Raw genomic sequence first — 26,876 nt, forward strand, 5'->3', positions numbered from 1 at the left:
ACTTATTTATCCTCATCCTTCATCGAGGAACTGAAACTTGATTGATTACCGACGCAATTACTGCATCAATTTGTAAACCATCCAGCATTGCTTCTGGTTTGAGAATTAGGCGATGACGCAGCAATGGCGATGCAACGGCTTTAATATCATCTGGCGTCACAAAATTCCTTCCTGCTAACCATGCAGCTGCTTGAGATGTCTGCAACCAAGCACCAGCTGCGCGTGGCGATGCACCCAAAGCTAATTCGGGATGTTGGCGTGATGTTTTTACCAACGCGAGAAGATAATCAATAATTGCTTCAGATACCTTAACTTCTTTGACTGCTTGCCGCGCCTGCAAAATTTCGTTTACTGTTGCTATGGGTTTGAGACGATCAATATCCCCACGTCGCGCAGCAAAACCTGCCTGACGATTGAGTAACATTTGCTTTTCCGCAGCTTGATCGGGATAATCTACGGCTAATTTGAATAAAAACCTATCTAGTTGCGCTTCTGGTAAGGGATAAGTGCCCTCAAATTCTAGAGGATTTTGTGTGGCAATTACCCAAAATAATTCTGGCAAGGGCAAACTTTCACCATCTAGAGTTACCTGCATTTCTTCCATTGCTTCTAACAGAGCCGCTTGTGTTTTAGGGGGAGTGCGGTTAATTTCATCTGCTAGTAATACTTCAGTAAAAACTGGACCTTTTTTTAAAGTAAAACTGCGACTATTCAAATCAAAAATATTTGTACCAGTAATATCTGATGGTAATACATCTGGTGTTAATTGAATCCGGCGAAACTCTGCTTTAATTAATTGTGCCAACACTTTTACTAAAAGTGTTTTACCAGTTCCTGGTACTCCTTCTAAAATTATGTGCCCACCTGCTAGCAGAGCTACTAGTAGCTGTTGTACAAGGCTGGATTGTCCTACAATTATTTGGTTAAGCCCTTTCCCAAGACGAATTAAAATAGAATGGATTTCGCTCATATTGGGTTACAAAATATTTACGCAAAGTCGCAAATTAGCGAGATCGAAAATCTCAAAAACTTAATTTGGGATTTTTTTTATAGTTCGCCATTGCCCCAACCAGCTTAACAGTTCTCGTTCACTCATAGGTCGTTTTTGCGATCGCCGCTTTAAAAGTGTAGCTAGTTCAACAGAATTACTACCTGTTTTCTCAACCCAGATATCAATCAAAGCTTGGGGTTCTAGTAAAATTTCACCTAATCCTAAAGCCTTTTGTAGTTGTAGTTGTTCTTCTTTACCTACCATCTCTACAACAAAATCGCTGCATTCAGCTTTTTGTAAGACTCCTGCCAAAGCTTGGATATATGCTTCGCTGTTATCTAAAACAGGTGTCTCTAAAGCTAGTGGTTTACCAAAGCGGCGATTTTTCGCCCAAATTAGGACTAGTAGCAAGACAGCTATCTGCAATAAAGCCGCAATTAAGGGTTGATGAGCAAAATAACTAAATAAGTCGTCTTTACCTTCTTTTTTTCGCACATCAGCATCTTTATAGCCATGAATGTATTCATCAACAAAGATGGCGTTATTTTGTTTGCTGACTAAATCTGCAAGAAATTTAAAATTACTTAAATAATCTTGATAAGCATTGGCTGCTAAATAGGGAGTTGTCGAAAAAATAACTTTTCCTTTGCCATACTTTTCCTGCCAAACTACAGCACCAAAGCGATCGCCTAAAGAAACTTCTTCTTTATTAGCTTTCTGGTAGCGTCTGCCTGTAGCAATCTTAACATCGCCAAAGGGCGATTTTTGCATAGTGTTAAAGTCTGCTGCCGTTGTTTGGTAACGCACGCCCAAAATTACCAAGTTATTACCTTTTTCTATCCATGCGCGTTTTTCTGGATTTACAACTGGTGGATTGAGATTGCTGTTCACTTGTAGCAAGGTAACTGGGCTTTTCTGTGCTTTGATATCATCCCAAGGCTTTTGCCAGCGCTTGATTGAAGTTCCTTGCTCTTGCATAAAAGCATACCAAGCACCATAGCCATCCGCAGCACGGTTATAGGTGGAACCATTACTGATTGTGGTGTTTTTGGGAGCCGCTATCAAGCTTACTAAAATGATGACCGCCAGAGCGATCGCTCCCAGCCAAGCCAAGCGGTTTGAACGCTTCATTTAATGTACAGCTTTATACTGAATTTATGGATATTGTAGATAGTAATCCAGTAAAGAACTGCTAGCCAAGATTATTTATACGTCCGAACTGAACTGTCGGGCAACAATCGCCATCGGCAGGTACAGCCGTCGCAGCTGCCCAGGAAGCGGTGCAAATCCATGATGTTCATAAAAAGCCCGCGCCCGATCATCTTTTGCATCTACTACTACCGCTATTGATGCGATTTCACTCATCAGGCTGCGCCGCAGCGCATCTACAAGCAAGAATGCCCCTAACCCTTGCCTCTGATAGCGTTCATCAATAGCAAGCCGACCTAGCAATGTTGCTGGCACAAGCGGATACTTCGGCAGCCTCGCTCTTATTGCTGTCGGCAAGTCTTCTACTTGAATTGATGTGGCTGCTAGTGTGTAGTAGCCTGCTATCCGGTCTGCGTCGATATCATACAGCACAAACGGTGTTGCTACATAACGCCGCAAATCCTGACTTGCCTGTTCTCGTAAATAACGATTAAGGGCTTCGATTCCACTTTGGAAATCTGCCCGATTATGCTGGGAGTTCAACAACTCAATGGTATACGCAAAAGCCGGGATACTCACGTTATCCCCATACTTTCCTTATAACGGCGTATAGCTCGCACCAGTGGTTCATCAGGCTGAATTTCAGGAGGATTGAGGAGAGAATTGATAAACGCCAGACTATCTTCCCGACTAAGTTTGATGATGGTGTGTTCTTCAATCGTTCGTAATGCGGCTTCTTGAGCATGACTCACCACAAAATCGGTGAGAGTTCTGCCTTCCAAATCTGCCGCCCGCTGCAACAATTCCTTTTGCTCGCTAGTAAGGCGTGCTTCCAGACGCTCCGGTTTGCTACGTCTTTGTTCTGCTCTTTCCGAATTCTGCCTATTGGGCATAATGAGTGACTCTTTTTTTGCTCTCTATCTATTAGAGTACGGCTATAAGACGTACTACGTAAAGGTCATTTGTCATTAGTTATTTCTCCTCTGCTTCCTTGTCCCCCTCATTCCCACTCCCCAACCCTACTCCCTTTTCACCTGGATTAAGTTCTAATTGGCATTGAACCGAGATGCCAAATTGCATTTCAAGGTAGATTTTGATCTGTAAAGTTTTAGTAAACTTACGTAGAAATACTGGAATTTTTCGTCGCGCTAGTAGAATATTTTGAAAATTTCTGTCAATTAGACAATAGAGAATTATTTCCGAGATTTAAAAAACCTACCCTTGAAAGAAATCTACTCCCCTGCAATTTCTCGATACGCCTGCTGGCAATGCTCATAATTTTCGGGCAAAATCTCAGCATCGCCAAAACATAATTGTTCGTGAGTAGTAATTAAAGTTTCATAGGGCTGGATGGGCGTTACAGACGATCGCAGAAATTGCAAATATTCGCCATCAGTGCGGCTGGGTTGGTGGCGAACAACGCCAGTATCATGCAAGTGCTGCAATATTGCTTGATATAAACAACGGCAAGCTTCTCGGTAATTACCCTGACGGTAAAATTCTTGCGATCGCGCCAACCACAAAGTAACGGATAACTCACTGGTAATCGTTGTTTTGCCAGTTGGAGTATGATTGCCTCTTCTATTCATCCAAGAATACACATAAGGACTGAATTCTCGCCACAATAACCACAGCAACCAAACCACGAATACACCTAGTACAAGCCAAAACAATAACTTCAGCAATTCACCTAGCCAAGGACTTATTGCCCAACGGGGCGGTAATCCTGGTAACGCTGATTCCAAGCGGGAAAACTGATACTCTATCCATTCTCCAACTTGCTGTTGTAACTGAGAAATCTGCCAATCCCAGCTTGTTTTTTCAAAGGTGTCTGTGGGCATAGAAGATGATAGGGAGATGCGGAAAGAGGGACAAGGAGGAAATAACTGATGATTCTTGCCTATTGCCTTTTAACTAATGACAAATGACTAAGCTGATAAGCGCCTAAATCATATATTCTTCTGTTAGGGCTGTCCAGGGTCAAAAGTTCAAAGTCCAAGCTAGTATTTGACTCTGGACACTGGACTCTTGACAACCTGATCGCGAAATATACAATTTAAATGCGTAACAGCTTATTGACCTTTGACTATTTTGTATTTGCTACTTTTTATCATGAGCCAACCAACGACAACAAGTAGCGCACCAAAGATGAGAAATCCCAAATCCCAAGCTAACTGATTTGGCCCTGGTTTTACATGATGGATACCGAGAATTTGGTGATCGATTAGCCCTTCAACTACGTTGAACAATCCAAAACCGAGAAGTATAGACCCGATAAAAGTTTGTGATGACCAAGGAACATCATCACGCCCGCCAGCCCGCCATAACAAGGCTATTCCCACCACAGTCAGCACCCAATCTAAGGCATGAAATAACCCGTCCCATACCATGTTCAAATCTATATTTGAGGTGCTGGTTAGCGGTCTAACATTACTTAACATATGATGCCATTGGAGAATTTGATGCAGCACAATGCCATCGATAAACCCTCCTAGACCTAAACCAAGGAAAATTCCAGCAGTAATTAGCGGTGTAGGTCGGTTAATGCTCTCACTTTTAGCCTCCATACTCAACCTCATAGACAGGCATTTTTACCACCATAGAATTTTTTGGCGAGCAATATCTTCTGTCTTGAGGCAAATGCTAGCGTTCTATTTAAAGTGGACAATTTCCTGTTAGGGAGTCCTTGAAGACGCTAATTACCATATACAGGCATGATATAAGTTGATATTCAAGAGCATTTTCAAATGACTATTTACTTTTACAAGGTTTGGCAGCCTTATGGCTGTTTTTCTAACTTTTCTCCTCACGGAATTCAAATCCAAGGTACTTACTGGCCAACGGTTGAGCATTATTACCAAGCACAAAAGTTTGTTGGCAGCATAGATGCGGTAATTATACCCGCGATCCATAACGCTCAAACGCCAGAAGAGGCTGCTGCTTTAGGCCGTTGTAGTACTCGCCAAATCCGTGCAGACTGGGAATTTGTCAAAACTCAAGTAATGCAAGAAGCTGTACTTAAAAAGTTTCTCACTCATGCTGAGATTCGAGATATTCTCCTATCTACAGGCAATGAAATTTTAGTGGAAAACTCCCCAAAAGATTATTTCTGGGGCTGTGGTGCAAATAAAACTGGTCAAAACCATCTTGGTAAAGTTCTGATGAGTGTACGTGAAGAAATCCGCAAGTTATTATCTGTAACAGCAATTGCCGAAAAATACTTGCAGCATTAATTACATTCTAAACTTAGTAATTTACAGCCAGAGGGGAATGTAGTTATTCCCCTGATTAAATAGGCTTTAACTCTATAGCGTTCGTGATATTTAATTATTTGTTAGAAAATAAAATTTTAGATTTAATGTAAAGCTTTATACTAATTATAGAAAAAATTGTGAAATTTTTTAATTTGCATAATATTACCGTATACATCTCAAGATTTAAGGTTATAAAATTAATTGTTTAATAATTAACTTTTTCTTAAGCATTTAGCTTTGAAACTTCAGAGTTTTCCGTAGGAAGTTCAGGTAAGCATGAGTTCGATAGACCTTTTCCATGCAGTCTTCCTCTTTCTCCGAAGAAAGAGAAGAGTAAAGCCAAGTTAGGGTTTTAAATATCTCCCTGACAAGGAGAAATTTCTGCAAAGAGGTTATATCAAATTCAGCGAACAACTTTAATTAAGGAAAAGTTGAAGGTTATTTTTTATACATTAATTTAGTTTATATAACTAATGGCATTTACCGATCAACCAAGTGGTTTGCAGCAAACCTTTGATCCAGAGGGTTTACTGCACAGAATGACCAACCAGATTAGGCGATCGCTTGAACTCCCAGAAATATTAACAGCTACTGTTGCCGAGGTGCGTTCATTTTTGGGTACAGACCGAGTGATGGTTTATCGGTTTGATAGTGATGATAGCGGTGAAGTGATTGCCGAGTCTATTCATGAGCAGCGGTTGCCATCTCTATTGGGGTTGCACTTTCCGGCAAATGATATCCCCCAGCAGTCAAGAGAGATGTTTATCGCAGCCCGACAAAGGGCAATTGTGGATGTAGCTAATGGCAAAATTGGGTTATCGCCACTGTGTTTACCAGAAACCAACGAACCCATAGACACAGAGAATATCCACTATCGACAAGTAGACCCATGTCATATTCAATACTTAACGGCATTGGGAGTACAGTCTTCGTTGGTAGTGCCAATTTTACATCGCGATCTGAAAGAGGAATCAGCGAAGCCAGAACTGTGGGGATTGTTAGTATCGCACCACAGCCAACCACGAAGTATTTTGCCCTGGGAACTGAAATTATTACAACAAATTACCGATCAGGTAGAAATTGCGATCGCTCAAAGCAATCTTCTCTCGGAAACCCGTTCCCAGCGACAACAACAAGCCTTAATTAACCAAATCGCCATCCTATTGAATCAACTGCCGACAATCCAATTCCAAGCAGCCTTAGAATCAACTATTACTGCTTTTGGTGGTACAGGTGGCAGACTTTACATTGAGCAGAGTAGAGAACTCTATACCTGGGGTGAACAACCGCAATTACCCTACGAGTCAAAAAGCATTGTTATTGAACAGCATCCTGTGTGGCAAAACTGGATGGCTGAGTGCAAACAAGGTCAAGTTTTAGCAATTCCCGACCTTTACAAAGAAACACATTTGCGAGTTTTAGCGGTGGGGTTTCAACCAACTAAGATTCGGGGAATTTTGATAATTCCCCTATATTATCGCAACTGTTTTCTTGGTGTTTTCAGTATTTTTCGTCCAGAATTTGATACCGAAATCTTATGGGCTGGACGCTGCGATCAGAACCAACGACAAAGACAACCCCAGCTTTCCTTTGATGTTTGGCGAGAGCAGAAAAAAGGACAAGCACCTGAATGGAAACTTGAAGATATTGTTCTAGGGCAAGCCTTGGGTTATCACTTCTCAATGGCAATTCAGCAGCAGCAAATGTACCAACAGGTACAGGTACTCAATACCAACCTAGAACAGCGGATGCAGGAGCAAACTGGTGAATTAGAAAAATCATTACTGTTTACCAAGGTCATTAAGCAAATTACTGAGCAAATACGCAGTACATTAGACTTAAAAATTACCCTGCAAACTATTGTGCAGGAAGTCCGTCCCTTGCTAAATTCTGACCGAGTTTTAATTTACAAAATATCTGATGAATCTGATGGTCAGGTGATTGTAGAAGAGATCAATGGCAGCTATCCTTCAGTTTTAGGAATTAAAGCACCGCCAAGATGCTTTCCTGATGAATATGCTCGTCTTTACATTCAGGGCAGAGTGCGGGCAATTAACGATGTATCTACAGCTACTTTGAGTGATTGCCATCGAGAGTTTTTGCAGAATTTACAAGTGCAAGCTAACTTAATTATCCCCATCAACATGGGTACGCAACTATGGGGATTACTAATTGCTCATCAATGTGATGCTCCGCGAAATTGGCAAGATGGCGAAATTGAGTTAATGCAACAGCTAGCGGATCAAGCAGCGATCGCTATTCAGCAAGCACAACTCTATGAACAAAGCCATACTGCGGAAAATCAGGCCAAGGCTAAAGCTCAACAGTTAGAGCGGACTTTATATGAACTGCGACAAACACAAACACAATTGATTCAAAACGAAAAAATGTCTAGTTTGGGACAGTTAGTTGCAGGGGTAGCACACGAAATTAACAATCCCGTTAACTTTATCTACGGTAATCTATCTTACGCCAATGACTACACCGAACAACTACTAAAACTTTTACGCCTCTACCAGTCGCACTATTCCCAACCTGATAGCGAAATTCGCTCGTTAGAAAAAGCAATTGATGTGGAGTTTGTGGCAGAAGACTTACCAAAAATTATTTCTTCTATGCAAGTTGGAGCCGATCGGATCTGCTCAATAGTCCAATCTTTACGCAATTTTTCTCGCTTGGATGAGGCGGAACATAAACCTGTTGACCTACATGAAGGCATTGACAGCACTTTACTAATTTTACAACACCGCCTGAAAACCACCGTCAATTTCCCTGGTGTGAAGGTAGTCAAAGACTATGGTGACTTACCCTTAGTCAGATGTTATGCCGGACAAATGAATCAAGTATTCATGAATATTCTCAGCAATGCTCTTGATGCTTTGGAAATGCACGCAGGCAATAATCAATCCTTTATTCCTTCAATATGTATTTCAACTAGAGTCTCAGCAGATAATTCCTTTGTGCTTATTCGTATTGCCGACAATGGGCCGGGAATGACAGAAGAGGTAAAACGGCGGATTTTTGACCCGTTTTTTACAACTAAGCCTGTAGGCAAGGGTACAGGACTGGGGCTAGCTATCAGCTACCAGATTATTGTTGAAAAACATGGTGGAATTATTGACTGTGTCTCTGAAGTTGGCAAGGGTACAGAGTTCTGGATGGAGATAGCCCTTAACCCACAATGCAAAGTCAATAATCAATATATCAATTCTTTACTTCCATCCTCTGAGAGATGGCAGGTTAAGTAGGTCGGCGTGAATATTTATCGTTGGGATGAGGCAGGAGGCAGGAGGGAAGAGGGTTTAAGCCTATTTGATTTTTCTTAACATAGTTTTGTTTTTCCACACCGTTCTGGTTAAAACTAATTTTTAAAACTTAAGCAATAAATGAGCAATGGCTCAGTGAGATAAAAATTTGCATGAGATTATTTAAGCGATTTGTAAAAAATTACTTCATATTTCGACAATATTTATCAATAGCAAAAGTAAAGTTTATTAGCAAAAAAGACTCTAACAATTCTCAGGTGCTAATCTAATAATTGAAGCTAATAAGCTTCCCTGGCAGATATAACAGCTGCATTTGAAATTAAGTTAGAGGTATACGCTGTTTGATTTTACGTCTGTCTCACCAAAAAACAGCAACACCCAACGCGAAAACTGATATTTCCTCAAATACTAAACATCAGGGGGCGCTGTAACTAGTTTTCATTGCTTGATTATGAAAGTGATGGAATTTAGTACATCCCTGGCTAGGATAAACAATCAGAGGAAAGTATTCAGGGAGTAGAGGTTTGGGTGTTGTTTTGTTTAAGAAGCCAGGAGGCAGGAGGCAGAAGAAATAGATTATATTTTTGCTGCTCTCAGCTACAGGATTCAGAGCAATTGGGTTTCTCTTCAGCGACGGCGCTGGCTCCTTTATGCCGACGGCAGTTCCTCTTTGGGGAAACCACCAAGACCCTAGAGGTGACGCTCGTACACCAGTTCACGCCAGTCGCTTCAAGTCGGGAAACCCGCCCACGGCGCTGTCTGTCCAACGCGCTGGCTCCTTTATGCCGGGGAACTCGTCCACCGCAGTGGCTCCTCTACCCTCTGCCTTCTCATGATTGACTTTTGACTACCTGAAGCAAAATTGGTATAAGCTTGTACGAAGTTGAATAGCAAAAGACAGTTGAAATAGCGCCTTATGTCAATTATTGCGCTCAGAGCATGGTACATTCAAGATTATGAGCCGATTCCCGAACTGGAAAAACGTCAGCCAGACATTCGTCTGAGTAAAAAAAGTCTACTGAGATCGGGACTAAGAGCAGACTTTTTAGAAGACAGTGATGAGGTAAAGAAATCGACTTGGTTTGGGCGCTATCTGGAAGGGGAAAATATTGAATTTTATATTGAAGGTAGTGGTGGCTATTGCGTAGCTAATATTGACTTGATTAGCCATGAAATTTATTTCACTAAGCAGGCGATTTTAGCTCAATTAGACCCAACAATTTTTTTATGCTATCAAACTGAGTATGCCGCAGCGAGTGATGCTTTGCGAGAAGGGGTGCAAAAAAGTTTAGAAACTTTGAACTCGCGATCGCGCCTTCCCCTAGCATTAGTAGAATCATACCGTCCTAGCAATGGTCCTTTACGGCTTTCTGTAGGTATTCTGCGAAAAATCCGTAAGAGTTTATTGTTTATTGCAGACACCACAGCGATCGCTAGCATTAATGGCAAAGAAACTACGCAATTGATTCCTAGTCCCAATGTCTGTATTGAAATGGGCTATGCCATCCAAAGTAAGCGATCAGAACAAATTTTACTAGCGCAAATGCAACGCCCAGACTTAGAAGGAGACTTTCCTTTTGATTTACCAAAGCAGCAAATTCTCCAATTCCAAGACAGTAAAGAACTGAATAAAATCCTTACAGGAGCAATTAAAGCCCAGCTAGCAAGGTTTAAGTTGTTTTTTTGAAACTCATCCTCTGTTAAGAATTGAAAAGCAATTCATAATATAAGGCAGGTGTTATCTTCACTGTGCTATGCATTTAACTTGGTTAGACAGCAATAGTTGGTTGCTTGAAATTGGTGGCAAACGCATACTACTTGACCCTTGGCTAGTTGGTAAATTAACCTTCAGCAATTTAGATTGGCTATTTAAAGGTACTCGACCGCAAGAACGGCCAATACCAGAGAATATTGACCTGATTCTGCTGTCTCAAGGTTTGGAAGACCATGCTCATCCACCAACACTTCAGCAGCTCGATCGTAAAATTCCAGTTGTGGCTTCTTTGAGTGCCGCAAAAGTAGTGCAGAAGTTGGGTTACACCTCTGTCACAGCGCTTACTCACGGTGAAACTTTCAGATTCAATCATCAAGTAGAAATCAAGGCTACTCCCGGTTCCCTAATTGGTCCAAATCTAGTAGAAAATGGTTATCTTCTCAAAGAGTTGGAGAGTGGTTTAACCTTGTACTATGAGCCTCACGGAACTCATGACCCCCAAATTAAGCAGGCTGCACCAGTTGATGTGGTAATTACACCCCTGATTGACTTGGCACTACCTTTAGTGGGACCAATTATTAAAGGAACAGACAGTGCTTTAGAAGTGGCAAAGTGGTTACAACCACAAGTAATGCTGCCTACCGCAGCGGGAGGAGATGTCATATTTGAAGGATTGATCAACAAATTTCTCCAGGCTGTGGGTAGTGTTGAAGAATTTCGTTTGTCGCTAGCAAAGAATAATCTCACCACACAAGTAATTGAACCATTACCAGGCGATCGCATTGAACTGCAATTAAACAAGCGAGCATTAGCCATCTGAGTTTTTCTCAATTCACTGGGAGGTCATTTGGCTTCCACAGTGGTCTTATTCGCCGCATCCTTGAGCAGTTGAATATGTTTAGGTAGTAAATCAGCTAAGGCGTAACGCTCTAGCACAATTTTTCGCGCATTTAAGCGAATTTGCTCCATCCGCGTTGGGTGGTCTAAGACTTCATCAATGCGGTCAGCAATTTTCTGCGGTGAGAAGAAATCGACTAGCAAACCGTTTTCGCCATCTTGAATAATCTCGGTCACCGGTGCAGTATCAGAACCTAATACTAAGCATCCTGTAGACATGGCCTCAATCATCGACCAAGAAAGGACAAACGGTCTGGTTAAATAGACATGTACAGATGATGCTTGAATTACTTGCAGATATTGCCCGTAGGGTAAAGTCCCAGTAAAGTGAACCCGTGATAAATCGAGGGGGACTTTTTTCAGCATCAGATCTTTGTAGGTACTACCTTCTGGTAAGGATTTGCCGTAGCAAACTCTATCTGCGCCAACAATTACTACATGGCAATTTGGTCTTCGCTCTTGTACATAAGCAATGGCTTCAATGAACTGAGGAAAACCGCGATATGGCTCCATACCCCTAGCTACATAGGTGACAATTTCATCCACACCAGAGAGGTCGAGATTAGGCAGTACAAGTTTAGCTTTTGGATGAGGTTGAAAAAATTCTGTATCAACTCCATCGTGCAGCACGGAAATCTTACCTTGAAATTCTGGGGGAAACTGGGATTTTTGCCAATTCGTTGGTGATAGACCGCGATCGCAAGTATATAAATCTAGTAATATCGGTGCATTTTTTAACCGGATACGCGCTACATCATCAATAGTTAGTGGCTCTGTGGGGTCAAAATCTGCGTCTGAGCCATGAGCATGATAAAACCATTCAAAATAACAGATTAGTGGTGTATCTGGGAATGCATCCTTAACAAATAAAGTTGGTCCCCAACCAGAATGACCGCAAATTACATCGGGTACAAAGCCTCTTGCTTTGAGTTGCTCAGTCAGCTTATATACTGCTTGACCATGCAAAACTGCACCTTCTAATGGCCGGACGTAATGATGGGTTGTAGGGTGAGGATCGCGGCTTGGTTCAAAAATAGCCTTATGGATACCAGGTAGAGTGACTTCTCGATTTTTAGTGGCGAATACAACCAGGTTGTTTGGATCTTGCGCTAGTTTTAAAGCTACGTGGCGGTACTGGGCTGGAAAATTGTTATGGAGAAAAAGAACTCGCATACAGTTAAAGCTAGAAGCTGGGGATCAGGTATGTTTTCAAACTTGTTATATCCTAAATAAAAACATGCGATCGCTTATATTTTGTGATGGTAGCCCTGTCAAGGTGAATAAATAATCTGCTTTCCTGGGCTGATTTTTGGTGATTAGACTTAGTAGATTATGGTTTTAGTTGGAAAACACATCCTAGAGATTTACCATACTCTTTGCCTAAGTTGAAAAGCTAATTCTCACAATTTAGATATGATTGCTATAGTAAAATTCCCTAAATTAATAATATTTTTGATGCCTTCATAGGGAGTTATACCATAATTCCATCTAGCTCAATTTGCTGTGTGTTTATTAATTATGTGAGAATTACTATTATTTCTGCTACAGTGTAATCTCCAAGTTAGAATATGATTGTTTATCAATTTCTAGACTAATTGTTTGCGGCGTCAACTCTAATTTAGCGCGTGAATTATCCAGGAAAGCTACAGATATATGCCCCATCGATTACTTCCCTTGAAGAACGTGACTGGAAGGTTATGACCGAACTTTTTGATAGGGAAGATAGCGATGAAATTGAAGCCGATATCAACAGCAGTCTGATGTTGATGATACCTGAACCATTTTGGGGAGATGATCCTTTTGAATTCTTGCGCGAATACCTTTAAAAATTAAAAATTCAAAGCTTTGGCAATTTTTAAACACCCTTGAGGCGGCTGAGGAAAGTACGCAGGCGATCGCTTTGGGGATGTGTCAGAACTTCATGAGCAGCACCTTGTTCTAACACAAGACCTTGATCTAAAAATATCACCCGATGTGCGACTTCCCGAGCAAATTGCATTTCATGGGTGACTACTACCATTGTCATACCCTCTGCCGCTAGTTGCTGCATGACTTGTAGAACTTCGCCAACCAGTTCCGGATCTAAAGCGCTGGTGGGTTCATCAAACAGCATAATCTGCGGATTCATACATAAACTGCGGGCGATCGCTACCCGTTGTTTCTGTCCCCCAGACAGTTGTTCTGGATAAGCAGATGCTTTGTCAAAAAGACCAACTTTTTCTAGATATAATCCTGCCAATTGAGCACTTTCTCTCGGTGTTTTTCCCAATACTTTACGCGGAGCCAGCGTCAGATTTTCCAGCACACTCAGATGAGGAAACAGATTGAATTGCTGAAAAACCATGCCTACTTGTGTTCGTAGTTGCCGCAAGTAACTATAGTTGATAACAGGTTGGGATAAGTCGATACCGTTGACTACTAAACGCCCATAATTAATGCTTTCTAAGCGGTTAAAGCATCTAAGTAGAGTGCTTTTACCACAACCAGAAGAACCAATCACTGCAACCACTTCTCCCCGGTTGATTTCACCAGTGATTCCTTTAAGGACTTTCAGGGAGCCAAAGCTTTTTTCGATATTGTCAAAAATAATGGCGGGGATAGAGTTGTTCATTATCAATATTAACTACTCTCTAGTCTATTGTAATATTTTTAACTTAGACGTAAGCTGCTTGCAGAGCTACTACTAAAACGCAGAATCAGTACAGAGGACAGAAGGGAAAAAATTAATTATATAGCTGGATTCTGTTTGATAGCGTTTTTCAAACAGTGGGGAAAGTAGCCTGAGGGTTATTCGTGGAGTGGCGATCGCAGTTGCAGTCAAGTTAACCGTTTATAGCTTCGTAGTCTTCTAACGCTGCTTTTGCACCAAATTCTACAAGCAAACTCAAGTCACATCCATACTCTCCACTACAGCTAAAGGAACCAAGCTCTAGTATGTGAAGCTCACCTTCTGATTCGCAGATGTCTACAGTGTACAAAGATTCTGGATACCAATTTACTGTTTTTAATATGTTATTTAAATAGTTTTCTAAATAGCCTCCCTTGATTATTTCATCTCTTCTCTCTTCTCCAACTAGATATAGTGAACCAGTAATTGCTTGATTTTGGTAAACGAAAAATCTCCACTCTTTAGTAATTGGACGTTTGTTACTGACTAGTAATAAAGTTGTCTCATCTCTTTGCAGTTCACTTCCTAAAGATTGTATAGTATTTAAGACATTAAGATTAAACACTCCAGCGCGAAACGATTTCATATTGCTATCAGGTCTGATAAATAAATTGCCATCAGACTCAAAATAGTCAAGAATTTCTTTTCTTCTACGAATTAGTTCACCTAAAGAGAGAATGAAATATTTGTTATTCAGCAAATATCGACCAAAGTAAGTATAATAGGTAGTGCAACGCAAATTCTTTTCATCCATATAAGCTCCCGGAATCCAAGAGGTTCGCAAAATATTCCGACCTAAATTTAGGGTTCCTCTAAATAAAACACACTCATGCTCTGGAAAATATTCTTTTGCATCTCCCGGGTGAAATCTGAGATAGCTTGTCTCTTTCCAAAAGTATCCTTGTCTTCGCAATTCTTCTACAAATTCTTCATCAACATCAGATATATATCTTTCAATTAGCCAATTAACTTTTTTCATAATTATCTGGTGTAACTTGATTCTCTATAACTACAACCTCGATAGGTGGGCAATGCCCACCCTACTTGTATTGAAAATATACGTAATTGGCAATTAGTACGATAATCCTTTGGGCTGGTAATTTAGTTATTTGTATAATACTTGAATGAATGTATTTACAGAAATTCTGATATTTGGATAACAGAAGGTCAAGAAATGTCTGAAATTACTAGAAAATTGGTCTTTCTCATCTGCTTTATTGCTATATATACAATTCGCCTTTACTTCAAGCAGCAAGTATCGCAGAAAAAAATTACTGAATCTCGTAAAACCACTCAGGAAAAAGTGCTGCTGTTTTTAGCATTTATAGGCATATTTATCCTACCTCTAATTGGTATTTTTACACCTTGGCTAGAGTTTGCTGCATATAATCTACCTGATTGGACTGGTTGGATTGGTACGGCTGTTTTTGTCACTGCTATTTGGCTGTTTTGGCGTTCCCATGCAGACTTGGGTTTGAATTGGTCAGCCTCACTAGAAATTCATGAGCATCACTCACTGATTGATACTGGAGTGTACCGCTATATTCGCCACCCAATGTATGCATCTTTTTTGCTTTGGGGAATAGCCCAAGCTTTGCTTCTACATAATTGGATTTATGGATTATTCAATATATTATCGTTTCTACCGATGTATTTTCTGCGAGTTTATCAAGAAGAGCAGATGATGCTTGATACGTTTGGGGAGAAGTATCGAAATTATATGTCTTGTACGGGGCGAGTGATACCAAAATTTACTCTAAGAGCAACACCATTAAGCTGAAAAATTATGTCTAACAAGTGATATATCTGAGTAGTCCAGTGAATTCTTCAGCTTAATTTTTGAAGATCTAAAGGCACAATGCCGAATTTTAATCACCAAAATCAACCGCTAAAGGATGCTTAATTTATCTTTTCATGATGCTCTAATCAGCGTGCCTAGAGCCGACTTGCCCAAAACAGCATTAGCCAAATTGCCTGGGATATTACCATCAATTATCCAGCAATCAATTCCTAAATGAGATATAGACATAAATTCTTCAACTTTTCTGGACATACCACCAGTAACATCTATAGATTTACTTCCACCCAAAAAAGCTTTTATTTGGGGATAGTTAGCTTGAGTAATATTAGATATTAATTGCCCTTTCTGGTCATATACACCTGGATAGTTACCAGCATTTATTAGCCGAGTTTGAAACTTTTCTTTTTTGTGGAAATGTTTAGCTAATTCTGCTAATAAAGTGTCTGTAGAGAGGATTGTGCCACCAATTACTTTATCTAAAATCACATCACCAAATACTAAAGGAATCAAACCAGCTTCTAGACTGTTTTCTATAGCTGAAAAGTCAATTTTGATTAGCTTTTTATCTTGAGTAACTGCCATAGTTATAGGTGGTAGGCTAATTACTGGCAAACCCGCTTGCAGAAAAATCTTCGCCAACAGAAAATTTAGATCTAAAGCATCTTGGTGAACTAAACAAAAACCCAGTTTATCGACATCAGATTTAAAGCCCTCAATGGTATTGTATTTTTTCGCTGACTGATGACCGAACGAGCCAGCACCGTTGCCAATAATTAATTTTAGATTAGGATTTTGATTTACAATCTGAGTTACTTCCACAACCAATTGTTGCATTATTTCGGGTCGAGCAGTATAAGGTTTATCCTTATCAGTAATTAAAGACCCTCCTAGCTTAATTAATGCCAGATCCATCATGGGAGATAGTTACCTCAAAACTACTATTTTGAAAATTCAACTGTGATACAAAATTTTTCGCTACCTGCTCTATGGTATTATTATGAAAATCAGGAGGAAGATTCAAGCCCAGAACTAAACGAGCAGTATTCTCCATTTTCTGAATACCTGTCCAAGGACGCACAAATATATCTAGTTGCTCAAGCTGAATAATTAAGCCAATGATGTAACCTTCTAAAATACCGCAGCATTTTTCTAGCTCATGATTATCTTGATTACTCACCTTTAATATCAAGAAAATTTTTGATTCTTGCTGTAAGTCTATTGGCTCAAATAAAGATGACCATTTCTCTGCACCAGCTAAAATTTGCTTAGTCAGTGTTGCACCTCTAGCAAATTCATGACAGAGTATCTGTGCGGTAGAACGGGTGACATTACGAGCAGTATTCTGACATGGGTCTATTGATGTGACTACAGGTAGCCAGTCTGTTGGTGATTGTACCTTATATTGTCTACCTGCATCTGTAAGAGCGATCGCCTGCTGCCAATCATGATTGTGCAAAAGTTGGAAAAAATTAGCCAGTAATTTCTCTATGCTGGTTTCTGATTTTTGGTAAAATTTACAACTCCAAGCGCAAAGTAACGCCCAGGAGAAGCCACCAAGGAAACCCCAAGCATTGCTGTAAATATCTCTGGCTTTAGCCCATGCGCGTACTGCTCGCAATAGCTGCCGGAAAGTATCTAGAGATACATAGTTACCAACTACCTCTGTAATTACATCTGCTTCCCAACAACCGATAATAGCTTTTAAGCTAATTGGGTCAAGGTTTTGCGGAGTTTTCATCTCCAATTGACAGTTTTCCGCTCGTGCGTAAAGCAAATCTAGGGATATTCCTTCTAATTGCAAACGCAGTACTGGTACTCGTGCATCTAATGCTAGTTGAGCGTGGCACAATCCTTGCAAGCGTTGTTGGACGCTAACCAGAAACGCTTCCCCAGATAGATAAGTTGGAATCACACACACAGCATCCAAATCGCTTTCGGGACTTTGTACGCCAAGACGCGCCGAACCTAATAACTGTAGTGATGGTTGAAAACCCAAACATTCTGCACAAGCTTGAGTCACAACTTCTAACACAGTTTCACGCTGTAATTGCTGTGCTGGAGTTAGTTCAGGTTCCAATTGGTTAACCAACTCTCCCAATTCTTTGGAAGAATGCGTGACTCCTCTTCCTCCCAAATACACAATATGTCTCACCTCAAATGGCTCATCACCTCGACGGCTAATTAAGGCGATAGAGTCAACTATAAAACTAACTGGATGCCATTGTGGTAATTCAGCAAAGGCTGCTTCCGGACTGGGGAATTGTCCGACGCTGAGGTGGGGTGTAAAACCTGCTTTTGTTTTGCTACTTTGTTCATCACATTGAGGAAACAGGCTTTGAAGTACCATCTGTAACTCATGCAATGCGGTTTCTGGTTGGGCGACAGGACACAACCAAGCTGTAGAACTTTTGCGGTGCGTAAACGTTTGGAAGTCAGTTAATGTAATTTGAAATGGTTGCAGTTGAGCAAGTGCAGGCGCAATCATTTCCACCGCCTCAGCAAAATAAGATTCTGGCAGAAAGCCGTAGAGTAAATTAATGTGAGCCATCCAACGCTCAACTCTGGCATCATAACGCTGACGGATGGTTTGGATAGCAGGTAAAACATTGTCTGGTGGAATCACAACTACAGCGCTTTGATAAACTGGGCGCACTGTAGATAGAGGAGACGATTCCACATCACTCGGATTGAGAAACACACCCTTCTCTCCGCGTTGCCACGTCTCTGTTTCTCCCTGTCTTGTTGATTCGAGAACTGCACGAATACCAAAATGGTCAGATGGATAAATTTTCTCCTCTGTACCTGCTATCGGTTCACAAGCGAACAAGTCAATTAACTTCGGTTGCCAATCATTGTTTTGACTTTGTAGTAAGATGCGATCGAGCCTAGCTGGTAGTCCTTGTAAACTCATCAACGCTGCTAACGGATTGCGTTGCGGGTCAAATGTATAACCTGCTGTGTAGGGATGTAGTTGTTGCCAGATATCAACAAACCCAGCGCCCGTTAATATCTCTTCTTGTTCGTTACCTCGAGTATTGAAATCACCAACTATCAAGCTGCTTCCTGGTTGTGACTGGAGATATGCAACTATCGTAGCCAGCTGATGCTTGCGTTTTTCTACAGCATTTTGAGCGCGATCGCTTGTTAAATGCACGACTGCAATGTGCAATAATTGACCATTAATTTCACAAGTCCCCACCAATACACGCTTGTGCCCAGAAAACTGATGCTCAACTAGTGTAAAAGGTAGACGCGACAATAATAAATTACCGTAAGGTTGCACTGTTTCGGCTGCGCTTGATTCTGAGATATAATAATTACGTATCCATTCTTGTAATAAAAGCAACTTTACTAAATCTGGCGTCGCTTCTTGGATAGCGATAATATCAGCGTTACATTGACATAGATACTCAACAATTGCTGGTAGTCGTTTTTCAGTTTGAATTTTCTCCTGTTCGTAAAGGTTACAAAGTACATTAAAACTAGCGATCGTCAAAGTTTCTAAATTGACGGCTGCCGCTAGTTGTAAATCTGGTTGCCAACCTTGGATATCGTATTTATAAACGGGTCGCGGATTAAATATCGCTGTGCTATCTAACACAGTGATAACTTTCTCCTCGCCATTCTCTGTAGTCTGAGTTTTCCACGCCGCAGCAGGTAACTCTCCACTGGAAATCAAATCCAAATGCTGTTCTCGATCCCAAACAACCACATCTCCACAACGGATATAGCGGATGCGATGCCAAGGAATATCCCCATCTGTCGCCCATTGTGCTAGAGGTTTTTCTCGCATTCCTGTAGATGAAAGACGTTCTTGATAACCGACAACAAAAGCGCTGCTATCAAGACGCACATCCCAGATAATGCGATCATAAACTTCGCGGCTGGTTGCCATTTTTTTCTTTTCTGATTTTGACATCTTCCTTTCTTCCTGAATCACGAGAAAAAACCAAGCTATATAACGAAAAGTAAAATCTTTGGATTTGGCTCGTAGTTGCGCTACCCTGCGGGAAGCCGCTCTGCGTCTATAGCGCTAAAGCGCAACTACAAACCATGTATCGACTCTGCCTTATTTAATGCACCAGCCAATCTACTGCCTGAGCTTCGGTAATATTAGGCACTTCAAGACGATGTTTCATCCGCAAAAGTACTTTCTCTGGAACTTTGGCAGGGCGATCGCAATTTCTCCGTAACAGTTCTGGCCAAGATGTTTCTAAGTAAACTATGCGAATGCTGGCTTGATAGCTAGCAAATAGCCTTACCAGCATTCCCCGCAATTGGTGGCTGAGGTTAGTTGCATTCCAGACAAAGGATTTTCCATCTCGCATATATTCTTTGGCTAAGGCTTTAGCTGCATTTGCTACTACGCCTTGGTCATCTTCTGGCTCGATACCCATTGTCTGCCGCAGTTTATCTAGGGAAATTACTTCCCAGTCTGGTATATTTTCTTGAATCCAAGTGTCTTTTCCTGCACCCGGTAATCCCGACATCATTACTACCTGAAAGCGGGTATCATCATAAGCTTCATAGTCTGGGTTGCCATTTTCTTTTTGAAAATACACAAACCGACTATGCGCCGATGGGAATATTCGCGGTTGGTGAAAGCAGTGATTTTCCTGACAAAATTCGCGAAAAAATTCGATACGTTCGATTAATTGTGCTTGGTCATCACAATAACGTCCTTTGACATCTGCTTCTGCTAGCAAACTCAGCATATCGCAACGGATAATTTGACTGGCTTTGATAACTGCGCGTTCGGGGTTGGGTTTGTCCCAAAACCACAGGGGTAGACTACCGTATTTAACCAAAGATGCGATCGCCTCTCGCTCTTTAAATGGCACTTGCAAATCCCAAAGAATTTGCTGTGCCATTTTTGCACCTTGGAGTACGTGACCTTTCGAGGAGATGGCACCATCTGCTGCTATTTCAGTCGCCGCAGGTTTGGCGACATCATGCAGTAAAGCCGCCGCAAACAAAAGCGATCGCTCTTTAGCAGCTAATGCTCGCCATTGGGGTAAAGCTACTAATGCCTCACATACTAATTTTGTATGAACGAGAACATTCCCTTCCGCATGGTAACGCGGATCTTGAGGACAATCAGCAAGCGATCGCAGCCAATCAAATTCTGCTTCTAATGCTGACCAATTGATCGACCAATCGGTTTCGCTTGGACAATAAGGAAAAGACCAAGATTGCACAGAGGAATTCATAAATTTTGTAGGGGGAGTGTGGGGAGTATTGCCTATTGCCTTCTTGCCCCATGACAAATGACCAATGACTACTACCCAAACAAATCCGCATCGGAACACAGAATATTAGGTATAATCGGACGATTTAGCCAATGCCCATCGGATTGTTGGATGGTAGTTAAAAAGCTCGAACGCACGTATTTATAACGCGCAGCTACCGTATCTTCTGGTTCGACTTTGATGTATAAACCTTCCATCAAGGAACTTTGGTCAGTTTGTTTGAGGGAACGCTCAACATCGAGTCCTTTTTCCTGACAAATTTCGCGGAAACGTTGCAGATATGCAGGGGTTTGATAATGAGATTCACCCAGCAATCCCAGCAGTTGTTGATAAGATTGGAGTTTGCCAGAAAACAGCACGGGTACGGAAACTAAAGGTAATCCCGCTAGTAACTGCTGACGGCTTTTGGTGCTAAGAAATACTTGCTTTTCTAAATCCAGCACGTCGTATTCTAGAAAGTAGTGGGGTAAGGCATCATAAAATACTGTGTGCTTGGCATACAGCCATTCTCCAAAGAGAATATAGCGACTTCCCAATACTTGCCAAAATGCTAAGGCGTGAGTATTTGCCCACTGTTTGAACAAGTTGAAATGCTTTTCTCGCACTCCACCTGTTAAATAGTGTCCCCGGCTTTGCAGTCGAATTTGACCATCAGCCGCAAAACTAATTGCAGCATTTGCACCATCAACTTTTTCTTCAACGACTACGTACTGTTGTTTGATTGCATCAAAGGGAATACTATCGAGGTCTTCATCCCCAGGTTGCAACCTCGAACCCTCAATGTGATGGGTACGCGGATATTTATAAATTTGTTCCATGACTTTATACCTTGGTGGCTGCAATCAAATAATTTCGCGACGAACTGAAACGAACAAGCAACAGAGGGTTGCTAGCATTCGTCATTGAACTGAATTTGATTGAGACGAGGGACTACATATGCTTTTACCGTAGTTTTCCAAGGTATTACTTTTATAATACATATACTTCACAAGCTGAGGCAATGTTTCCGGAAGCACGAGAGCAGATACTCAAAAAACTTTAAAAATGACACTCCGGTGGATAGAAGAGACGGTTAATAGAGTATGCGACATTACAATTGGGAATTTGTATAAAAAACAAAATATATAGATTAACTTAGTAAGTTTTCACAAAGTAATTTCAGAATATTTTTTAGAAGAAAAAGACCACTTCTGCTCAAGCAGAGTGATCGTTTAACTCAATATTAACAAGTACATTTAAATTATCATTCTTATCTTTAAAAATCAATTTTTATATTGAAATTAACAAATAAAAGCTTTCATATTCTCTTATAACAATTAAATCTAATAATAAAAATTTAACATTTATATCTTTCCCAAGAAAGAGTTTTATCAAAAACATTTAACTCTTTAGAAGGATTATTAATTAATTTTTATAATTCTGACTTTAGAAATTTTATTTACTAGCTTATAGACTGATTTATGTAAAAAATAAACTTTTAATTTCTCCCATAATCTCATACTTTAGAGTTGCTTGTACTTTGAAACTACAGACAGATAGCGAGCCAAAATTAACTAAGTAACATAAAGCATGTAAACAGATTATTAAAGGAAATTAACAATGGGGCTTTATCCTAGTGACGCAACTGAAACTGCATACAATGGCAAAGACCGTAATGCGGGGGATATTGGTGTTACTCCTCAAGCCGAACTTTGGAACGGTCGTTTAGCTATGATCGGTTTTATTGCTTATTTAATTTGGGATCTTAAAGGCTACAGTGTCTTGCGAGATGTGCTTCACCTTGTTTCCAACAATTAATTATCGCTCAAAATCGATCTTAGTTAAGTAAGAATAAGTATCGCCCTTCTAGGGCGACTGTTAATTTTTAGTTTATTATTTCAAAATCACAATAACAGTTGAACAAATATAGTTGGAAAAAATCAAGGATTATCTACTGAATAGTTAAAGATATTAGAGCAAGAGCGGCCTTTTAATTTTTTTGACTGACTTGAAATTAATAGTTGTAATTTAGCAATTTCAGTTATGTAAAAGCCTGTTTGTGATAATCACTCGCAAACAGACTTAACTTATTTTCTGATTTTTAATTAAGCTTGCTCCCAGAGTTCACGCACATGATCGGGTAGCCAACTAGCAATTTCCTCAATCCGTTCTTGAGAAAGTTCGTCTTTAGTGGCAGAAAATACCGCTTTAACCGCTTGCTCTCGGTCAACTGTTGCTGGCTTTCCACCTTCATTTGCAACTCGGAACAAAAAGCGATCAGAATCTATCTTGAAGATGCCAGGGCCTTGCCAAGGTGGACGAACCCGGCTCAATAATCCTACTATCGGATTGGTATCTTTCCAAAGATCTGCTACCTCGAACTGGAGTGCTTTCTCATCAGTAGGTACAGCCTCTGTATGCAATTCTGCCTCTACGCGATCGCTGGCTTCGGTCGTCATTAAGTCACGCATAACCCGAAACACTACTTCGGTAAAGTCTCTTGCATCATACAAATCTGCAAATCCGGCTTTGACCATCACTTTTTCCAAGAACGAGCGATGTTCATCAGCGATCGCAGTTCGAGAATCCTCAATTTCCGTTGGGTCAACTTCTGGAATGTTTCTTCTAAATGTTTGATCGGGCATTGTTTTTCCCTTGTACTCCTTAATATTGAGTCTTTATGCTTACCTATGTAAGGTCGCACAAATCAAGAATGCTTGGGATCGTCCAAAAGTCCGAGATGCCATCTATTCAAAAGTGATAGATTTAGCAAATTAATTAAGATAAGTTGTGCTCAGTCAAGGTCAAGTTGTATATGATGGCGCAACTGAGCAGGTAATGAGCAACCCAGAGTTCTTGCTTAGGCACGCGTTAGAGTCACCATTATCCTATAGCCGCCCTTACTGTCAGCTGGAACATGCACCTGTCAGTTCATCTTAAAGAGCTTGAATTTGTTTGAATCAGCCAAATTCAATCGTTATTCAAATAGGTACTTGCTACTATCAAAAGTTTTTAATATTAATTTAAATTTCAAGCTACTAGTAAATTTTCACTGATAAATATCCAAACCTATCAAGTACTACAAATAGCTATATGAATTCTCATCAAGAAAACTTATCCAATCTTCAGCATAGTTACAGTGAAGCATCTGTTAAGGATTTAATGAAGCGATTGTCCCGTATTGAAGGGCATATTCGGGGTGTCAAGAATATGGTTGAGAATAGTCGTCCTTGTCCAGATGTATTGATTCAAATAGCTGCTGTCCGAGGAGCAGTTCAGCAAGTTGGTCGAATCATTTTAGATGAATATCTCAAGGAATCCGTTGCTCGAACTACTCAACAAGGAGATGTTAAAACTGAGATTGAAGCATTAAAGACGGTATTGGATCGCTTTTTAACTTAGATTTAGGTTGGTTACACAGTGAAGTTATTGCTCGTTAGTTGCTATTAGCAAAATGGTTTGAGCGTTAGAGTTTATTTATTTAACTTAATTACGATTTTAAGTAGTTATTTTGGCAAAGTATAGTGATGCATAAAAAACTTGAGCGATTTATATCTTTACTCATTTATTTGTCTATTTTAGTTCCGTTTGTACCAGTAAAAGCCCAAACGCCAGACGAATGGGTTACTCTAGGAAAGCGCATACATGGAGGTTTTGGTAGTTATATTGCTTTAGGAATTCGTATAGGATTAGATGCAATGAAGCATCTTAATACTAAACCGCGCAAATTGGACGTTACTTATTTTGATGGTGCTAATGCGCCTTATCCTTGCGTTGTGGATGGCATTATGATTGCTACAGTTGCCACACCAGGGCAAATCTCACTACAGGTCATACCCTCTAAAAGCGACGTAAGTAACTTTGGGAATTCATGGTAGATAGTATATTTAATTTTGCATGACTACTTATTGATAAAATTATGCTCCAATCCCGATGGTTTAAAATCTTGCATTCTCTGGGATTAGAGTTTTGGTTGCCTTTACCTCTGTTGGGATTAGCCTTTTGGTTGGGATGCGGGTTTTTGATGGATGCGATGTTAACTCGCTCTCACCAAACAATAAGATATCTAAAGGTTGATACTCAATTGACGAAGCAGCCTAACAGAACTGTACTTTCAATCCAACCAGAAATCAACAAGCGTCTAGGTATTTCCAGAGTGAAAGTTAAGACAGATTCCCCAGTGGTCAAGGAATTACAATTTGAATTTTTCGTCACAGACTTAACTCAACTGGAAGCCGCAATTAGCCAAGAGTTAGGATTACCTGTTGAGGATGTGAGGAAATTGATGCAACATCAACCCCTCAAGGGAATTCAAAATTCGTCTTGAAAAGTTGAGGCAGTGCGTTAGGCGGGTTCCCCGACTTGAAGCAACTGGCGTTGCTCAACGGGGGGAACCCCCCTTCGGGTGAATCCTTCGGATACGCTACGCGAGCGCCAGTTCCCTACGGTGGGAAACCCGCCTACCCTTTGGGAACGGCTTCGCCGAACAGGACTGGACTCACCGCACGCAACTTTTCGCAAAATTCAAAATTGATACTAAGTTGCAGTCTTTTGATTGCAAGTTGGTATGAAGACCACGCGGATAAATCTGGCTTTAATTGGACTCTGGATTTTTTTTGAACTTTTGCACCAGTAGTTGCACAGCCAAAGCCAACAAACCAACGGCGACTAAAGCAAATATTCCAGAACCCAAGGCGACTAAGCCGACTACCAATGTCCGAACAGCAGAGGTTAGTCTAACCACTAATTGATTATCTGAATGGATGGGTTTGTTCGCAAAACTTGTGGCGATCGCAATCATCAGCGAATATAGAGCGTATCCTAATCCTCCGGAAATAATTGCTCCGGTTACACAGCGTAACGGACTGGTTTGTACCTGTGCTTGAGCATCTGGTTGAGGAAGTGAATTTGGATCGGTCATACAATTTTGGATTTTGGATTTTACTTAAACTGAGGATGCGATTTTAATTCCATGTGTAGCTGTTCGCGTCACAAACAATTCTAGATCTTCGTCAGGAAGAGCAGCTCTTATTTGTTGCTTTACTACTTCTGCTTGCTGTTGCGATTCAACCAAAGCAAAAACTGTTGGCCCGGAACCAGACATCATCGTTCCTAAAACACCTTCTTGTGATGCAAACAATTCTCGCAGTTGCAGAACTTGGGAATACTCTGGTAAGACTACACGCTCTAGATCGTTATGCAATTTTTGAGCGATGTCTGCTGCATCTTTATTAGCGATCGCTTTCACTATCGGCCCGGAGTGAACTGCGTTAGCACGAGCAATTAAGTCGGCATTATCTTTTATATATGTATTACCAAACTGCTGCCGATAAGTTTTGTACGCCCAAGCAGTGGAAACTTCTAAGCTCCGATATTTCGCCAATACTATATATATATTGTCCAAACTCGGTAGAGGAGAAAGTTGCTCGCCTCTACCTGTAGCAATCACCGTTCCACCTGCGATACAAAAGGGTACGTCTGAACCTAAGATTGCTCCTAATTCTTCGAGTTCTGTTTGAGTTAACCCCAAATTCCAGAGTAAATCTATCCCTACCAACACTGCTGCGGCGTTTGTTGAACCTCCAGCCAACCCAGCTGCTACCGGAATATGCTTGTCGATGGTAATTTCTACACCACCATACTTGGCAAAGGTATCGGGAAATTCCTTCACCATGAGTTCAGCTGCGCGGTATGCCAGATTACTTTTATCTGTAGGTACTTGTGGGTGTTGGCTGTGGACGCGAATATTTTCTGTGCTAAGAGAACGCACGCTAATCTGGTCTGCGAGTTCGATACTTTGCAGTATCATCGCTAACTCATGAAATCCATCCGGGCGATCGCCAATGATTTCCAGATACAAGTTAATTTTAGCAGGCGCAATTAAGGTGTAAGAACGCATAAAATTTAT

The 26,876-nt window shown here is 40.8% G+C and carries 27 protein-coding genes; 11 read left to right on the forward strand and 16 right to left on the reverse strand.

The window, feature by feature from the left end; all coding sequences use genetic code 11:
• Positions 1-19: 19 nt before the first annotated feature.
• The 6 genes from BV375_RS25465 to BV375_RS25490 form a co-directional block, all read right to left on the reverse strand.
• Positions 20-970: a MoxR family ATPase gene (locus BV375_RS25465; protein ID WP_086765649.1), complete on the reverse strand. Its 951-nt coding sequence runs from the start codon at positions 968-970 to the stop codon at positions 20-22.
• Positions 971-1,030: 60 nt separating this feature from the next.
• Positions 1,031-2,122, reverse strand: coding sequence for a DUF4350 domain-containing protein (locus BV375_RS25470; protein ID WP_086765650.1), 1,092 nt, complete (start codon positions 2,120-2,122; stop codon positions 1,031-1,033).
• A gap of 75 nt (positions 2,123-2,197) precedes the next feature.
• Complete coding sequence (locus tag BV375_RS25475) at positions 2,198-2,719, reverse strand: GNAT family N-acetyltransferase (protein WP_086765652.1); 522 nt, start codon at positions 2,717-2,719, stop codon at positions 2,198-2,200.
• Positions 2,716-3,033: a DUF1778 domain-containing protein gene (locus BV375_RS25480; protein ID WP_086765653.1), complete on the reverse strand. Its 318-nt coding sequence runs from the start codon at positions 3,031-3,033 to the stop codon at positions 2,716-2,718. The genes BV375_RS25475 and BV375_RS25480 overlap by 4 nt, the downstream gene beginning before the upstream one ends.
• A gap of 339 nt (positions 3,034-3,372) precedes the next feature.
• On the reverse strand, positions 3,373-3,981 hold the full coding sequence (locus tag BV375_RS25485) for a DUF4129 domain-containing protein (RefSeq protein ID WP_086765654.1): 609 nt from the start codon (positions 3,979-3,981) through the stop codon (positions 3,373-3,375).
• Positions 3,982-4,212: 231 nt separating this feature from the next.
• Positions 4,213-4,707: a DUF2243 domain-containing protein gene (locus BV375_RS25490; protein ID WP_086765656.1), complete on the reverse strand. Its 495-nt coding sequence runs from the start codon at positions 4,705-4,707 to the stop codon at positions 4,213-4,215.
• Between the two features lie 180 nt (positions 4,708-4,887).
• Between BV375_RS25490 and BV375_RS25495 the strand changes: the two genes are divergently transcribed.
• The 5 genes from BV375_RS25495 (at position 4,888) to BV375_RS25510 (ending at position 11,194) form a co-directional block, all read left to right on the forward strand.
• Complete coding sequence (locus tag BV375_RS25495) at positions 4,888-5,373, forward strand: NADAR domain-containing protein (protein ID WP_086765657.1); 486 nt, start codon at positions 4,888-4,890, stop codon at positions 5,371-5,373.
• Positions 5,374-5,867: 494 nt separating this feature from the next.
• Positions 5,868-8,642 (forward strand): GAF domain-containing protein, encoded by a 2,775-nt coding sequence (locus BV375_RS25500; RefSeq protein WP_086765659.1) that lies wholly within the window; start codon positions 5,868-5,870, stop codon positions 8,640-8,642.
• 668 nt (positions 8,643-9,310) lie between these two features.
• Positions 9,311-9,496, forward strand: coding sequence for a hypothetical protein (locus tag BV375_RS36250; protein ID WP_143842213.1), 186 nt, complete (start codon positions 9,311-9,313; stop codon positions 9,494-9,496).
• An 80-nt stretch (positions 9,497-9,576) separates the two neighbouring features.
• Entirely contained in the window at positions 9,577-10,347 is a 771-nt protein-coding gene (locus BV375_RS25505; RefSeq protein ID WP_086765661.1) for a hypothetical protein, read from the forward strand.
• Positions 10,348-10,414: 67 nt separating this feature from the next.
• Positions 10,415-11,194, forward strand: a complete 780-nt coding sequence (locus BV375_RS25510; protein WP_086765663.1) for an MBL fold metallo-hydrolase — start codon at positions 10,415-10,417, stop codon at positions 11,192-11,194.
• Positions 11,195-11,217: 23 nt separating this feature from the next.
• Here the strand turns inward: BV375_RS25510 and BV375_RS25515 are convergent, their stop codons facing one another.
• Positions 11,218-12,444 (reverse strand): glycosyltransferase family 4 protein, encoded by a 1,227-nt coding sequence (locus tag BV375_RS25515; protein ID WP_086765665.1) that lies wholly within the window; start codon positions 12,442-12,444, stop codon positions 11,218-11,220.
• A 452-nt stretch (positions 12,445-12,896) separates the two neighbouring features.
• Here BV375_RS25515 and BV375_RS25520 point away from each other — a divergent pair, with 452 nt between their 5' ends.
• Complete coding sequence (locus BV375_RS25520; protein WP_086765666.1) at positions 12,897-13,097, forward strand: hypothetical protein; 201 nt, start codon at positions 12,897-12,899, stop codon at positions 13,095-13,097.
• A 29-nt stretch (positions 13,098-13,126) separates the two neighbouring features.
• On the opposite strand, the gene BV375_RS25525 is transcribed toward BV375_RS25520, so the two are convergent.
• Positions 13,127-13,882, reverse strand: coding sequence for an amino acid ABC transporter ATP-binding protein (locus BV375_RS25525; RefSeq protein WP_086765668.1), 756 nt, complete (start codon positions 13,880-13,882; stop codon positions 13,127-13,129).
• Between the two features lie 211 nt (positions 13,883-14,093).
• Positions 14,094-14,918: an ATP-grasp domain-containing protein gene (locus tag BV375_RS25530; RefSeq protein WP_086765670.1), complete on the reverse strand. Its 825-nt coding sequence runs from the start codon at positions 14,916-14,918 to the stop codon at positions 14,094-14,096.
• 195 nt (positions 14,919-15,113) lie between these two features.
• On the opposite strand from BV375_RS25530, the gene BV375_RS25535 reads away from it, so the two are divergent.
• Positions 15,114-15,719, forward strand: coding sequence for a protein-S-isoprenylcysteine O-methyltransferase (locus BV375_RS25535; protein WP_086765671.1), 606 nt, complete (start codon positions 15,114-15,116; stop codon positions 15,717-15,719).
• A gap of 132 nt (positions 15,720-15,851) precedes the next feature.
• On the opposite strand, the gene BV375_RS25540 is transcribed toward BV375_RS25535, so the two are convergent.
• From BV375_RS25540 to BV375_RS25555, 4 genes are all read right to left on the reverse strand, one after another.
• On the reverse strand, positions 15,852-16,655 hold the full coding sequence (locus BV375_RS25540) for an isopentenyl phosphate kinase (RefSeq protein ID WP_243714049.1): 804 nt from the start codon (positions 16,653-16,655) through the stop codon (positions 15,852-15,854).
• Positions 16,633-19,659 (reverse strand): poly(A) polymerase, encoded by a 3,027-nt coding sequence (locus BV375_RS25545; protein ID WP_086765675.1) that lies wholly within the window; start codon positions 19,657-19,659, stop codon positions 16,633-16,635. Before BV375_RS25545 ends, BV375_RS25540 begins: the two co-directional genes overlap by 23 nt.
• 154 nt (positions 19,660-19,813) lie before the next feature.
• Entirely contained in the window at positions 19,814-20,950 is a 1,137-nt protein-coding gene (locus BV375_RS25550) for an AAA family ATPase (RefSeq protein ID WP_086765677.1), read from the reverse strand.
• Between the two features lie 71 nt (positions 20,951-21,021).
• The gene (locus BV375_RS25555) at positions 21,022-21,807 is read right to left on the reverse strand and encodes an RNA ligase family protein (protein ID WP_086765679.1); all 786 of its coding nucleotides are present in this window, start codon (positions 21,805-21,807) and stop codon (positions 21,022-21,024) included.
• Positions 21,808-22,588: 781 nt separating this feature from the next.
• On the opposite strand from BV375_RS25555, the gene BV375_RS25560 reads away from it, so the two are divergent.
• The gene (locus BV375_RS25560; RefSeq protein ID WP_086765681.1) at positions 22,589-22,786 is read left to right on the forward strand and encodes a chlorophyll a/b-binding protein; all 198 of its coding nucleotides are present in this window, start codon (positions 22,589-22,591) and stop codon (positions 22,784-22,786) included.
• Between the two features lie 287 nt (positions 22,787-23,073).
• Here BV375_RS25560 and BV375_RS25565 read toward each other — a convergent pair whose 3' ends face one another.
• Positions 23,074-23,613, reverse strand: a complete 540-nt coding sequence (locus BV375_RS25565) for a DUF2267 domain-containing protein (protein WP_086765683.1) — start codon at positions 23,611-23,613, stop codon at positions 23,074-23,076.
• A 448-nt stretch (positions 23,614-24,061) separates the two neighbouring features.
• On the opposite strand from BV375_RS25565, the gene BV375_RS25575 reads away from it, so the two are divergent.
• The 3 genes from BV375_RS25575 to BV375_RS25585 all read left to right on the forward strand — a co-directional run bounded on the left by BV375_RS25575 (position 24,062) and on the right by BV375_RS25585 (position 25,295).
• A complete protein-coding gene (locus BV375_RS25575) occupies positions 24,062-24,370 on the forward strand; it encodes a metal-sensing transcriptional repressor (RefSeq protein ID WP_086765684.1) in 309 nt (102 codons plus the stop codon).
• 125 nt (positions 24,371-24,495) lie between these two features.
• Entirely contained in the window at positions 24,496-24,846 is a 351-nt protein-coding gene (locus tag BV375_RS25580; protein WP_086765686.1) for a formylmethanofuran dehydrogenase subunit E family protein, read from the forward strand.
• Positions 24,847-24,887: 41 nt separating this feature from the next.
• Entirely contained in the window at positions 24,888-25,295 is a 408-nt protein-coding gene (locus BV375_RS25585) for a hypothetical protein (protein WP_086765688.1), read from the forward strand.
• Positions 25,296-25,562: 267 nt separating this feature from the next.
• On the opposite strand, the gene BV375_RS25590 is transcribed toward BV375_RS25585, so the two are convergent.
• Both BV375_RS25590 and ispE read right to left on the reverse strand, forming a co-directional pair.
• Positions 25,563-25,889, reverse strand: a complete 327-nt coding sequence (locus BV375_RS25590; RefSeq protein WP_086765689.1) for a DUF3082 domain-containing protein — start codon at positions 25,887-25,889, stop codon at positions 25,563-25,565.
• A 24-nt stretch (positions 25,890-25,913) separates the two neighbouring features.
• On the reverse strand, positions 25,914-26,867 hold the full coding sequence (ispE, locus tag BV375_RS25595; protein ID WP_086765691.1) for a 4-(cytidine 5'-diphospho)-2-C-methyl-D-erythritol kinase: 954 nt from the start codon (positions 26,865-26,867) through the stop codon (positions 25,914-25,916).
• Positions 26,868-26,876: the final 9 nt, after the last annotated feature.

It is taken from the genome of Nostoc sp. 106C, from assembly GCF_002154725.1.
Classification (GTDB): domain Bacteria; phylum Cyanobacteriota; class Cyanobacteriia; order Cyanobacteriales; family Nostocaceae; genus Aulosira.

Coding starts and splice junctions, on each gene's coding strand:
- BV375_RS25490 (WP_086765656.1), bottom strand. CDS start 4,707: ATGGAGGCTAAAAGTGAGAGCATTAACCGACCTACACCGCTAATTACT.
- BV375_RS25495 (WP_086765657.1), top strand. CDS start 4,888: ATGACTATTTACTTTTACAAGGTTTGGCAGCCTTATGGCTGTTTTTCT.
- BV375_RS25550 (WP_086765677.1), bottom strand. CDS start 20,950: ATGAATTCCTCTGTGCAATCTTGGTCTTTTCCTTATTGTCCAAGCGAA.
- BV375_RS25560 (WP_086765681.1), top strand. CDS start 22,589: ATGGGGCTTTATCCTAGTGACGCAACTGAAACTGCATACAATGGCAAA.
- BV375_RS25540 (WP_243714049.1), bottom strand. CDS start 16,655: ATGATGGATCTGGCATTAATTAAGCTAGGAGGGTCTTTAATTACTGAT.
- BV375_RS25545 (WP_086765675.1), bottom strand. CDS start 19,659: ATGTCAAAATCAGAAAAGAAAAAAATGGCAACCAGCCGCGAAGTTTAT.
- BV375_RS25465 (WP_086765649.1), bottom strand. CDS start 970: ATGAGCGAAATCCATTCTATTTTAATTCGTCTTGGGAAAGGGCTTAAC.
- ispE (WP_086765691.1), bottom strand. CDS start 26,867: ATGCGTTCTTACACCTTAATTGCGCCTGCTAAAATTAACTTGTATCTG.
- BV375_RS25505 (WP_086765661.1), top strand. CDS start 9,577: ATGTCAATTATTGCGCTCAGAGCATGGTACATTCAAGATTATGAGCCG.
- BV375_RS25525 (WP_086765668.1), bottom strand. CDS start 13,882: ATGAACAACTCTATCCCCGCCATTATTTTTGACAATATCGAAAAAAGC.
- BV375_RS25580 (WP_086765686.1), top strand. CDS start 24,496: ATGCATAAAAAACTTGAGCGATTTATATCTTTACTCATTTATTTGTCT.
- BV375_RS25565 (WP_086765683.1), bottom strand. CDS start 23,613: ATGCCCGATCAAACATTTAGAAGAAACATTCCAGAAGTTGACCCAACG.
- BV375_RS25590 (WP_086765689.1), bottom strand. CDS start 25,889: ATGACCGATCCAAATTCACTTCCTCAACCAGATGCTCAAGCACAGGTA.
- BV375_RS25530 (WP_086765670.1), bottom strand. CDS start 14,918: ATGAAAAAAGTTAATTGGCTAATTGAAAGATATATATCTGATGTTGAT.
- BV375_RS25470 (WP_086765650.1), bottom strand. CDS start 2,122: ATGAAGCGTTCAAACCGCTTGGCTTGGCTGGGAGCGATCGCTCTGGCG.
- BV375_RS36250 (WP_143842213.1), top strand. CDS start 9,311: ATGCCGACGGCAGTTCCTCTTTGGGGAAACCACCAAGACCCTAGAGGT.
- BV375_RS25585 (WP_086765688.1), top strand. CDS start 24,888: ATGCTCCAATCCCGATGGTTTAAAATCTTGCATTCTCTGGGATTAGAG.
- BV375_RS25485 (WP_086765654.1), bottom strand. CDS start 3,981: ATGCCCACAGACACCTTTGAAAAAACAAGCTGGGATTGGCAGATTTCT.
- BV375_RS25575 (WP_086765684.1), top strand. CDS start 24,062: ATGAATTCTCATCAAGAAAACTTATCCAATCTTCAGCATAGTTACAGT.
- BV375_RS25535 (WP_086765671.1), top strand. CDS start 15,114: ATGTCTGAAATTACTAGAAAATTGGTCTTTCTCATCTGCTTTATTGCT.
- BV375_RS25480 (WP_086765653.1), bottom strand. CDS start 3,033: ATGCCCAATAGGCAGAATTCGGAAAGAGCAGAACAAAGACGTAGCAAA.
- BV375_RS25555 (WP_086765679.1), bottom strand. CDS start 21,807: ATGGAACAAATTTATAAATATCCGCGTACCCATCACATTGAGGGTTCG.
- BV375_RS25515 (WP_086765665.1), bottom strand. CDS start 12,444: ATGCGAGTTCTTTTTCTCCATAACAATTTTCCAGCCCAGTACCGCCAC.
- BV375_RS25500 (WP_086765659.1), top strand. CDS start 5,868: ATGGCATTTACCGATCAACCAAGTGGTTTGCAGCAAACCTTTGATCCA.
- BV375_RS25510 (WP_086765663.1), top strand. CDS start 10,415: ATGCATTTAACTTGGTTAGACAGCAATAGTTGGTTGCTTGAAATTGGT.